We start from the raw sequence: 10953 nt of genomic DNA on the forward strand, positions 1-10953 counted from the left end.
CTCCAGCGCTGGGCGCTTGTTGCCAGATCCGGTCCGAATGAGCACGGACCAGTTCTAGAGGGCGTCCGGGCCGCGTTCGCCGGTGCGTACGCGGACCGCTGTCTCGACCGGGATACTCCACACCTTGCCATCACCGATCTTGCCGGTGCGGGCGGCCTTGACGATGACTTCGATCAGCTGATCGGCGTCACTGTCCTCGACCAGGACCTCTATACGGATCTTCGGCACCAGGTCGACGGTGTACTCGGCGCCACGGTAGACCTCGGTGTGGCCGCGCTGCCGGCCGTAGCCGCTGGCCTCGGTGACCGTCAGGCCGTGCACCCCGAAGGCCGACAGGGCTTCCTTGATCTCGTCCAGCCGGTGCGGCTTCACAACTGCCGTGATGAGCTTCACGCGTCCACCTTCTTGTCCGAGGCGCCGGCCTCGCTGCTCGTGCTGCCGGGGACGGGTACCGCGGTGGTACGGACCGTGCCGCCGCCCGCTCCCGCGAAGTCGTACGCCGTCTCGGCGTGTTCGATCTGGTCGATGCCGGTGATCTCGTCGTCCTCGGTGACCCGGAAGCCCATGACCAGGTCGATGAGCTTGGCGAGGATCGCGGAGGCGACCAGGGAGTACCCCAGGACCGCGCCGACGCCGACCGCCTGCTTGCCGAGCTGGTCGAGGCCGCCGCCGTAGAACAGGCCCTTGGCGGTCTGGCCGACGCCGCCGGTGGCGAAGAGGCCGATGAGCAGGGAGCCGACGATGCCGCCGACCATGTGGACACCGACGACGTCCAGCGAGTCGTCGTAGCCGAACTTGTACTTCAGGCCGACCGCGGCGGCGCACAGCACACCGGCGATCAGGCCGACGGCGATCGCGCCGAGCGGGGAGACGGAACCGCAGGCGGGGGTGATGGCGACCAGCCCGGAGACCGCGCCGGAGGCGGCGCCCAGGGTGGTGAAGGAGCCGTGCCGGATCTTCTCGTAGGCGAGCCAGCCGAGCATCGCGGCGGCGGTGGCGACCTGCGTGTTGGTGAACGCGACGGCGGCGACGCCGTCGGCACCGAGCCAGGAGCCGGCGTTGAAGCCGAACCAGCCGAACCACAGCAGGCCCGCGCCGAGCATGACCAGCGGCAGGCTGTGCGGCCGCATCGGGTCCCGCTTGAAGCCGACCCGCTTGCCGATGACCAGGATCACACCGAGGGCGGCGGCGCCCGCGTTGATGTGGACCGCGGTACCACCGGCGAAGTCGATCACGCCGTACTTGAAGAGCCAGCCGTCCGAGCCCCAGACCCAGTGCGCGACCGGGAAGTACACGACCGTCGCCCACAGGGTGATGAAGAGCGCCCAGGCGGTGAACTTCACGCGGTCCGCGAGCGCACCGCTTATCAGCGCCGGGGTGATGATCGCGAACATCAGCTGGAAGACGGCGAAGACGTAGACCGGGATCCCGTATCCGGGCCACAGCTCGGCGATGCCGATGTTGCGCATCCCGAGCCAGTCGGTGCCGCCCATGAATCCGTTGCCGGAGTCGAAGGCGAAACTGAATCCGTAGAGCGTCCACAGAATGGTGATGATGCCGAGGCTGATGAAGCTCATCATCAACATGTTCAGCGCACTCTTGACGCGGACCATGCCCCCGTAGAAGAAGGCCAGGCCCGGTGTCATCACCATGACCAGGGCGGCGCTGAGCAGCATGAACGCCGTATTTCCGGTATCGAGCTTGGGCGCATCAGCGGCAAGCGTCAGGATGGCTGGTGCCATCGGCGTCTCCTCGTCATCCGAGCGGCCCTGCGGGACGGTGCTGGGTGGGCCGGTTATCGCCCAGAGGTTGTCCCAGCCGGGTTTCGCCCGATGCCGCAGGGTGTTTCGACGCGGTGACGAAGAAGTCCTATGTGTTACGTGAAGATGAACCGCTCCCGGCAGGAGCGGGCGCCGTATACGGGACCGGCCGCGGAAGGCACCCGGTTGACCAGGCGTGGGGGAGCCGAGTCGGGCTGATCGGGTGGCCTGCCGCGGCCGGGGTTCTGGAGGGATCCGCCGGTCAGGCGGTTTCGGCCACTTCCGGGAGCTCGACCGCCAGCCGCTCGGAGAGATCGATGACCTCCGCGATGTCTCCGAAGTCGCGCATCGCGGTGTCGGCGGTCTTGCGGATCCGGGTGTTCACCCGCTCGGAGCGCACTTTTCTGGCCACGGAGATGGCCTTGTGCGTCATGTCGGCGGCCTGTTCCGGGTTCCGCTCCAGGAGGTGGACAGTGGCCATACCGATGAGGTTGAGGGCGTACGCCCGCTGGTGGACGGAGTCCTGGCCGAAGAGCTCGACCGCCCGCTCCATCACGGGGTGGGCGAGCGAGGCGTAGGTGGAACTGCGGCCGGCGACGTAGGCGAGGTCACGGTAGGAGTGGGCGTTCTCCGCGTTCAGCTCGGCCTCGTTGAAGAAGCTGATCCAGTCCGGGTCCTCGCCCTTGCGGGCGTCGGTGAAGGAGTCCTCGGCCATCCGGACGGCCCGGTGGCACTTGCTGACCTGGCCCATGTTGGCGTAGGCGCGCGCCTCGACGGCGTGCAGCATCGCCTGCGTGGTGGCGGTGGCCGAGTCCCGGCTGCCGTACTGGGCGAGGTGGATGAGTTCCAGCGCGTCGTCCGGCCGGTTCAGATGGATCATCTGGCGGCTCATGCTGGAGAGGATGAACGCGCCCAGCGGCCGGTCGGCGGCCTCCTTGGCGGCGTGCAGCGCGAGCACGAAGTACTTCTGCGCGGTGGGCTGCAGACCGACGTCGTAGCTCATCCAGCCGGCCAGCGCCGCGAGGTCGCCGGTGACCCGGTAGAGCCGCTTGGCGACCGCGTCCGGGTGCGACTCCTGGAGCAGGTCGGTCACCTCGTGCAGCTGGCCGACGACCGCCTTGCGGCGCAGTCCGCCACCGCACTGGCTGTCCCAGGTGCGGAACATCACGGTGGTGGTCTCCAGCAGCTGCAGCTCCGGCTCGGACAGCCGGTTCGGCCGGTTGCCGGTGTCCCGGGGCACACTGGCGGCCGGCGCCGGGAAGCCGCCGAGCGAGGGGGGCACCAGCCACCGCTGCATCGGCTCGACGAGGGCAGGTCCCGCCGAGAGGGCCAACGAGGCCCCGAGGAAGCCGCGGCGGCCGAGCATCAGGTCGCTACGGGAGAACTCGTTGATCAGCTGGACCGTCTGGGGGCCCGCCCAGGGCAGGTCCACGCCCGATTCCGACGGTGACTGGTGCGCTGACCGCAGTCCCAGGTCCTCGACCGGGACCACGCAGCCGAACCGTTCGGAGAACAGCTCGGACATGATGCGCGGGATCGGCTCGCGCGGCTGCTCACCGTCGAGCCAGCGCCGCACCCGGGAGGTGTCGGTGCTGATGTGGTGGGCGCCCATCTGCCGCGCCCTGCGGTTGACCTGACGGGCCAACTCGCCCTTCGACCAGCCACTGCGCACGAACCACGAGTTCAACTGCGCGTTGGGCTGCTTGTCCTGTGTGCCGCCCACCGGTAGGCCCCCATCCGAGTCGCCCAACGCCCTTACGGCCAAGGCCCGCTGAGTCCAGGCCCTGCTGCCTTGCCTCCGGCATACCCGGAGGGGACACATGTCTGGCGCTCACGAACCGAAAGTAATCCTACGATCACCCATCCGGCGAGTGCCACAGCGGAAACGCCACCATTCGCCACCCCTTCGAATGAACTCGTCTGCGGCTGTACACGATTCACTTGACACACCCCGGTCAGGCAGGGGCGTAACCATCGGCGACTGCGATCCGTTGGGGGTGTCATGGGTTTCACGATCGGCGGCATTCGGGATATCCGGGCCGGCTCGCGCCGCCGGGAACGCGCCACGGCGTGCACCACGGTGGCGGAGTACACGGGGTTGTGCGGTTGGGCGGTCACGCCGGGAGCGCGCGCCGTCCGGGGCGGCGGGGCCTGCTCGTGCGGTGACCCCGGCTGCAAGGAACCGGGGGCGCATCCCCTGGTGTTCGCCGACGAGATCCCGGCCGGCGCGACCCTGGAGCAGGCCACCGAGGCGTGGGACCAGGTGCCGGGAGCGGCCGTACTGCTGCCGGTGGGCCGGACGTTCGACGTCATCGACGTGGCGGAGCAGTCCGGACGGCGCGCCCTGGTGCGGCTGGAGCGGATGGGTCTACGGCTCGGTCCGGTGCTGGTCACCCCCACGGGCCGCGCGCAGTTCTTCGTGGCGCCGGGCGCCGCGGCCGAACTCCCGCACCTGCTCTACCGGATGGGCTGGGACGACGCCGACCTCGACCTGCGCTGCCTGGGGCTCGGCGACCACGTCACGGCCCCGCCGTCCGACCTCGGCGGGCTCGGCCCGGTGCGCTGGCTTCGGTCACCGCTGCTCGACTCGGTGCACCAGCCGCCCGAGGCGCGGTTACTGCTCGGCACCCTGGCGTACGTCTGCCACCGCGACCGCACGCCCGGCCCCTGGCTCGTACGGACCTGAGCCCGCACCGCACCCGGCACGGAAAGAAGCCATCACCCGGAGAGGTGCGTAAGGGGCGCCCTCCAGGGAAGGGCGCCCCTTACGTATACAACCGCTCGTACACCGCTCGCGTCGGTGCGGGTCAGTCGCCGATCAGGGCGTCGACGAACGCCTCCGGCTCGAAGGGCGCCAGATCGTCCGGGCCCTCGCCCAGCCCGATCAGCTTCACCGGAACGCCCAGCTCACGCTGGACCGCGATCACGATGCCGCCCTTGGCGGTCCCGTCCAGCTTGGTCAGCACGATGCCGGTGATGTCGACGACCTCGGCGAAGACCCGGGCCTGGACCAGCCCGTTCTGCCCGGTGGTCGCGTCGAGCACCAGCAGCACCTCGTCGACCGGGCCGTGCTTCTCGATGACCCGCTTGACCTTGCCCAGCTCGTCCATCAGACCGGTCTTGGTGTGCAGCCGGCCCGCGGTGTCGATCAGGACGGTGTCCGCGCCCTCGGCGATACCTTCCTTCACGGCGTCGAAGGCGATCGACGCCGGGTCGCCGCCCTCGGGACCGCGCACGGTCCGGGCGCCCACCCGCTCGCCCCAGGTCTGCAGCTGGTCGGCGGCGGCGGCACGGAAGGTGTCCGCCGCGCCGAGCACCACACTGCGGCCGTCGGCCACCAGGACGCGGGCGAGCTTGCCGGTGGTCGTGGTCTTGCCGGTGCCGTTGACACCGACGACCAGCACGACGGCCGGGGTCGTCTCGTGGCTCTCGGTCTTCAGCTCGCGGTCCAGCGAGGGGTCGACCAGGGTCAGCAGCTCCTCGCGGAGCAGGGCGCGCAGATCGGCGGGGGTGCGGGTGCCGAGCACCTTCACCCGGGTACGCAGCCGGTCCACCAGCTCCTGGGTCGGAGTGACACCCACATCGGCGGTGATGAGGATGTCCTCGATCTCCTCCCAGGTGTCCTCGTCGAGGTGCTCGCGGGAGAGCAGCGCGAGCAGCCCCTTACCGAGCGTGTTCTGCGAGCGGGACAGCCGGGAGCGCAGCCGCACCAGGCGGCCGGCGCTGGGTTCCGGCTGTTCGAGTTCGGGAGCCGCGGGTACCGGCAGCTCCTCCACGGCGACCGGCGCGCCAGGCGTCTCGGGGAGGACGACCTCTTCGATCGTCCGGCGCGGCTCGTCCCGTGGGACCTCCGCTTCGTCCCCGACGCGTGGCTCGGCGGGCGGCGCGGTGATGGTCGGCGTGCTCGGCGGCGCGGGCGGCAGCTGCTTCTTGCGGCGGCTGCCGACCACCAGTCCGCCGGCGGCGACGACCGCGACCAGGGCGATGACTACAGCAAGGATGACGGTTTCCATATCTTTCCCAGTATCGGTCACGTGCGCGGGTGGCCGCGACAACGTGGCCCTCCGGGCCGGTCCCGGGTGCCGGCCGGTGCGGGCCGTTGCCGGGTCGGGGCCGGGCTCTCCGGCGTGGGGGTCCGAAATCGACTATTTACGGTCCCCCGACCTTCGGCCGGGGGTGCCCCCAGCGGCCCACGAATAGCTCGGCATTTCGGACCCTCCCCCGACCTTCGGCCGAGGGTGCCCCCAACTGCGATTCCGGCCCCTTGCGTCCGATCCGGGCCGGGCCGGGGCGGGCGAGCCGTGCGTGGTCCCGCGGGTCCACTCCTCTATCAATCTGACGCTGCGTCAGTTAGCGTCCGTCTGGTCCATCCCGGCGAAGGGAAGCGTCCGCCATGCCCGTCACGGTCATCCGTTTCAACCTCGTCGATCCCGCTGCCGAGCCCGCGTCACTCAGTGCCCGCTACAAGGCGGCCCTCGAGATGGCGGCCTACGCGGACGACCGCGGCGTCGGCACCGTCCAGACCGAGGAGCACCACGGCGCCGCCAATGGGTGGCTGCCCTCGCCCCTCACGTTCGCGGGCGCGGTCTTCGGTGCCACCCGGCGGATCGCGGTCACCGTCTCCGCCCTGATCGGCCCGCTCTACGATCCGCTGCGGCTGGCCGAGGACATCGCCGTACTGGACCTGCTCAGCGGCGGCCGGCTCGTCACGGTGGCGGGGATCGGCTACCGGCAGGCGGAGTACGACCAGCACGGCCGGGACTGGACGCACCGCGGCAAGCTCCAGGACGAGGTCCTGGAGACACTGCTCACCGCGTGGACCGGGGAGCCCTTCGAATACCGCGGCAGGACGGTGCAGGTCACGCCGCGACCGTTCACCCAGCCGCATCCGCTGCTGCTGGTCGGCGGCAGCTCGAAGGCGGCCGCCCGCCGTGCCGCCCGGCTCGGTCTGCCGCTCTTCCCCAGCGCGTACCTGCCGGAGCTGGAGGCGTACTACCAGGAGCGGCTCGCCGAGTACGGCACCGAGGGCTGGTGCATGATGCCGCCGGCGAAGGTCCCGCTGCTGCACATCGCCGAGGACCCCGACCGCGCCTGGGCGCAGTACGGCGAGCATCTGCTGCACGAGGCGCGGATGTACGCCTCCTGGCAGTCGGCCGACATCCGCTCCGCCGTGCGCTCGGCCGCCACCGGCGTCGAGGAACTGCGCCGCGAGGGGGTCTACCGGATCGTCACGCCCGACGAATGCGTCGCCCTCGCCGAGGCCGGCGGGGACCAGGCGAGCCTGGTCCTGCACCCCCTGTGCGGGGGCATGCCGGTCGACGAGGGCTGGCGCAGTCTGCATCTGCTGGCGGAGCAGGTGCTGCCGCGTCTCAAGGACTAACCCATCTCCTCCAGGGTCTTGCCCTTGGTCTCCTTCACGAACTTGAGCACAAAGGGGATCGAGAGCAGGGCGAAGCAGGCGTAGATGACGTACGTCCCCGACAGGTTCCAGTCCGCCAGGCTCGGGAAGCTCGCGGTGATCGCCCAGTTGGCGATCCACTGGGCGGAGGCCGCCACGCCGAGCGCCGCGGCGCGGATCCGGTTCGGGAACATCTCGCCGAGGAAGACCCAGACGACGACACCCCAGGAGAGGGCGAAGAAGAGCACGAAGACGTGGGCCGCGATGAGCGCCACGGTGCCCTGGGTGTTCGGGAGCGTCCCGTCGGCGGTCTTGGCGGCGAAGGCCCATGCCTCCAGTGCCAGGGAGACGGTCATACCCGCAGAACCGATCAGCGCCAGCGGCCTGCGGCCGATCCGGTCGACGAGGAGGATGGCGATCACGGTGCCGATGATGTTCACGATCGAGGTGGTGAACGAGTACAGGAAGGAGCTGCTCGGGTCGATGCCCACCGACTGCCACAGCGTGGACGAGTAGTAGAAGGCCACGTTGATGCCGACGAGCTGCTGGAAGACCGAGAGTCCGATACCGATCCAGACGATCGGCAGGAAGCCCATCCGGCTGCCGAGCAGGTCACGGAAGGTCGACTTGTGCTCGCTGCGCATGGCGTGTTCGATCTCGGCCACCCGTGCGTCGAGGTCGATGTGCTTGCCTTCGACGTCTTCGAGCACCTTCTTGGCGTGGGCGGTCCTGCCGGCGGAGATCAGGAAGCGCGGCGACTCGGGGATCGCGAAGGAGAGCAGCCCGTAGAGAACGGCCGGGACGACCATCACGCCGAGCATGACCTGCCAGACCTCCAGGCCCATCAGCTGCCCGCGCTGGTCGCCGCCGGCCGCGTTCAGCAGGCCCCAGTTGACGAGCTGCGAGACGGCGATGCCGATGACGATGGCTGCCTGCTGGAAGGAACCGAGCCGGCCGCGGTAGGCGGGCGGGGAGACCTCGGCGATGTACGCCGGGCCGATCACCGAGGCCATACCGATGGCGATACCGCCGAGCACCCGCCACATGGCGAGGTCCCAGAGGGCGAACGGCAGCGCGGAGCCCACGGCGCTGACCGTGAAGAGCGAGGCGGCGATCTGCATGACGCGGATACGGCCGATGCGGTCGGCGATCCGGCCGGCCGTGGCGGCGCCGATGGCGCAGCCGATCAGGGCGATCGCGATGACCTGGGCGAGGGTGCCGGAGCCGATGTCGTACTTGCCGCGGATGCCCTCGACAGCGCCGTTGATCACGGCACTGTCGTAGCCGAACAGGAAGCCGCCCATGGCGGCCGCCGCGGTGATGAAGATGACATGGCCGAGGTGATCCGGATGGGCCAGACGGCCTTCCCGACCGGCCACAGGTTCGGTACTGGTCAACGTGGACTCCTGGGGCTCGGCGGTGAGCCCTCACATGAGGGGCTGGATCCTCCAGTGTCAGCCGCCCCCCGGACGGCCACCACTCGAAGATAAAAGTGACGCTGCAGAGACTATGCCTTCAAGTTTCGAAGTCAACAGGGGGCCTATCTACCCATCTGGCGTAGATGAGCACATGGCTCAGCCGCTTGAGTTCAGCAATTGAATGCATATGGGCCTAGGCCAGCTTGCGCTTGCCCTCACGCAGCCGCTGGCTGATCACTTTGGAGACCCCATCGCCCTGCATCGATACGCCGTACAGGGCATCGGCGACCTCCATCGTCCGCTTCTGGTGCGTGATGACGACAAGCTGTGAACTCTCCTGAAGCTCCTCCATCAGCCCGATCAGCCGCTGCAGATTGGTGTCGTCCAACGCCGCCTCGACCTCGTCCATCACATAGAACGGACTCGGCCGGGCCTTGAAGATCGACACCAGCAGCGCCACCGCGGTCAGCGAGCGCTCACCACCCGACAGCAGCGACAACCGCTTGACCTTCTTCCCGGGCGGCCGCGCTTCAACCTCCACACCTGTGGTGAGCATATTGTCCGGATCTGTCAGCATCAGCCGGCCCTCGCCACCGGGGAAGAGCCGGGAGAACACCCCCTCGAACTCCCGCGCCGTGTCGTGGTAGGCCGCGGAGAAGACCTGCTCGACGCGCTCGTCGACCTCCTTGACGACCTGCAGGAGATCCAGCCGGGTCTTCTTCAGGTCCTCCAGCTGCTCCGTCAGGAACTTGTGGCGCTCCTCCAGCGCGGAGAACTCCTCCAGTGCCAGCGGGTTGACCTTCCCCAGCTGCTGGTACGCCTTCTCCGCGGACTTCAGCCGCCTCTCCTGCTCCGCGCGCACGAACGGCTTCGGCCGGTTGCGCGGGTGCTCCGGATCCTCGGGCAGCTCCTCGCCCTCGGCGGGCAGCGACGGCGGCACCGGATGGTGCGGGCCGTACTCGTCGACCAGCCCGGACGGCTCGATGCCGTGCTCCTCCAGCGACCGGGTCTCCAACTGCTCGATGCGCAGCCGCTTCTCGGCGCCCAGCACCTCGCCCTTGTGGACGAAGTCGGTCAGCTTGTCCAGTTCCGCCTTGAGCTCCCGGCCCTGCCGGCGCTCCTCCCCCAGCTGCGCCTCACGCTCCGAGCGGGCCCGCTCGGCCGCCCCGCGCTCCTCGTCGGCGCGGCCCAGCGACACCGTCACGTACTCCAGCAGGGCACGCGCACCGGCCAGCACCGCGGCGGCCACCCGGGCCTCGTACTCCAGCCGGGCCCGGCGCTGCTCGGCGCGGGCCCGGGTCTCACGCTCGATACGGGCCGCGCGGTCCAGCCCGTCCGCCCGCCCGGCCAGCCCCTTCACCCGCTCCTCGTGGGTGCGCAGCTGGAGCCGCGCCTCCATCTCGGTCTGCCGCGCGTTGGCCCCGTCGGCGGACAGCCGGTCCCGTACGGAGGTGTCCGGCTCCTCCTCGCCGGGTGCCTCCACGGCCTCCCCCAGCCGCACCGACAGTTCCTCGAACTCCTCCATCGCCGCGGCCAGCGACTCCTCGGCCCGCCCCACGGCGGCGGCGCTGCGCTCGGCCTCTCCCCCCGCGGCGCGTGCCTGGCCGGCGAGCCGCCCCAGCTGCTGGGCGACCGACGACTTCTCCTTCTCCGCCGCCCGCCGCGCCTGCGCCAGCGAGTCCACGGTCCGCGCGCACGCCGTGCGCCGCTCCTTCGTCTCCCGCTGCTCCTCCGCGAGCGACTCGCACAGCGCCGCCAGCCGCTCCAGCTCACGGGCCGCCTCGTCGACGGCGGCCCGCACCTCCAGCAGGCTGGGCACGCCCGCCGACCCACCGTGCGCGAAGTGCGCGGCGAGCACATCGCCTTCGGCGGTGACGGCGGTGAGTTCCGGCTGCACGGCCACGAGAGCCTCCGCCTCGTCGAGGCTCTCCACGACGACCGTGTCACGCAGGAGACGGCGGACGGCGGGGAGCAGATCGTCAGGCCCGCCGACCAGCCCGGCCGCCTGCCGCGCCCCCGCGGGCAGCGGGGCGGTTTCCGCACGCGCGTGCGGTACGGAGGCGGCGGCCACGGCGGCCTGCGGCAGCGTCGCCGACTGGGATCCGGTGGCCGGGCGGTGGGCAGGAGTGCCGGCGCCGGGAACACCGGGCCACACCTCGGACGACGTGCCGTCCGCCAGCAGCAGGGCCGCACGGCCGGCGTCGTCCTTGCGCAGCAGCCGCAGCGCGTCGGCGGCGGCCGCGGGGCCCGATACGGCGATGGCGTCGGCCGCCGCACCGAGGGCGGCGGCGACGGGGATCTCGAAGCCGGGCGCCACGGTGAGCAGTTCGGCGGCGGGACCGAGCAGGCCGGTGAGCCGGTCGCCCGCGGCGAGCAG

8 protein-coding genes are annotated in these 10953 nt (G+C 70.5%); 2 read left to right on the top strand and 6 right to left on the bottom strand.

Annotated elements, in window-relative coordinates; all coding sequences use genetic code 11:
- Positions 1-54 precede the first annotated feature (54 nt).
- From G3I60_RS37540 to G3I60_RS37550, 3 genes are all read right to left on the bottom strand, one after another.
- Positions 55-393, bottom strand: a complete 339-nt coding sequence (locus G3I60_RS37540) for a P-II family nitrogen regulator (RefSeq protein ID WP_138356455.1) — start codon at positions 391-393, stop codon at positions 55-57.
- On the bottom strand, positions 390-1742 hold the full coding sequence (locus G3I60_RS37545) for an ammonium transporter (protein WP_138356456.1): 1353 nt from the start codon (positions 1740-1742) through the stop codon (positions 390-392). The genes G3I60_RS37540 and G3I60_RS37545 overlap by 4 nt, the downstream gene beginning before the upstream one ends.
- Before the next feature lie 280 nt (positions 1743-2022).
- The gene (locus G3I60_RS37550; RefSeq protein WP_164608322.1) at positions 2023-3483 is read right to left on the bottom strand and encodes a hypothetical protein; all 1461 of its coding nucleotides are present in this window, start codon (positions 3481-3483) and stop codon (positions 2023-2025) included.
- A gap of 279 nt (positions 3484-3762) precedes the next feature.
- On the opposite strand from G3I60_RS37550, the gene G3I60_RS37555 reads away from it, so the two are divergent.
- Positions 3763-4446 carry a bifunctional DNA primase/polymerase gene (locus G3I60_RS37555; RefSeq protein ID WP_138356458.1) on the top strand — a complete coding sequence of 228 codons (684 nt, stop codon included), beginning with the start codon at positions 3763-3765 and terminating at the stop codon, positions 4444-4446.
- Positions 4447-4567: 121 nt separating this feature from the next.
- On the opposite strand, the gene ftsY is transcribed toward G3I60_RS37555, so the two are convergent.
- Complete coding sequence (gene ftsY, locus G3I60_RS37560) at positions 4568-5773, bottom strand: signal recognition particle-docking protein FtsY (RefSeq protein ID WP_138356459.1); 1206 nt, start codon at positions 5771-5773, stop codon at positions 4568-4570.
- A 380-nt stretch (positions 5774-6153) separates the two neighbouring features.
- Between ftsY and G3I60_RS37565 the strand changes: the two genes are divergently transcribed.
- A complete protein-coding gene (locus tag G3I60_RS37565) occupies positions 6154-7140 on the top strand; it encodes an LLM class flavin-dependent oxidoreductase (RefSeq protein WP_164297843.1) in 987 nt (328 codons plus the stop codon).
- On the opposite strand, the gene G3I60_RS37570 is transcribed toward G3I60_RS37565, so the two are convergent.
- Positions 7137-8555, bottom strand: coding sequence for a sugar porter family MFS transporter (locus tag G3I60_RS37570; protein WP_138356461.1), 1419 nt, complete (start codon positions 8553-8555; stop codon positions 7137-7139). The genes G3I60_RS37565 and G3I60_RS37570 overlap by 4 nt on opposite strands.
- A gap of 214 nt (positions 8556-8769) precedes the next feature.
- A partial coding sequence (locus tag G3I60_RS37575; RefSeq protein ID WP_164608323.1) for an AAA family ATPase occupies positions 8770-10953 on the bottom strand: 2184 nt, incomplete at its 5' end.

The sequence above is a fragment of the Streptomyces sp. SID13666 genome, assembly GCF_010548325.1.
In the GTDB taxonomy this organism is placed as follows: Bacteria; Actinomycetota; Actinomycetes; order Streptomycetales; family Streptomycetaceae; genus Actinacidiphila; species Actinacidiphila fildesensis.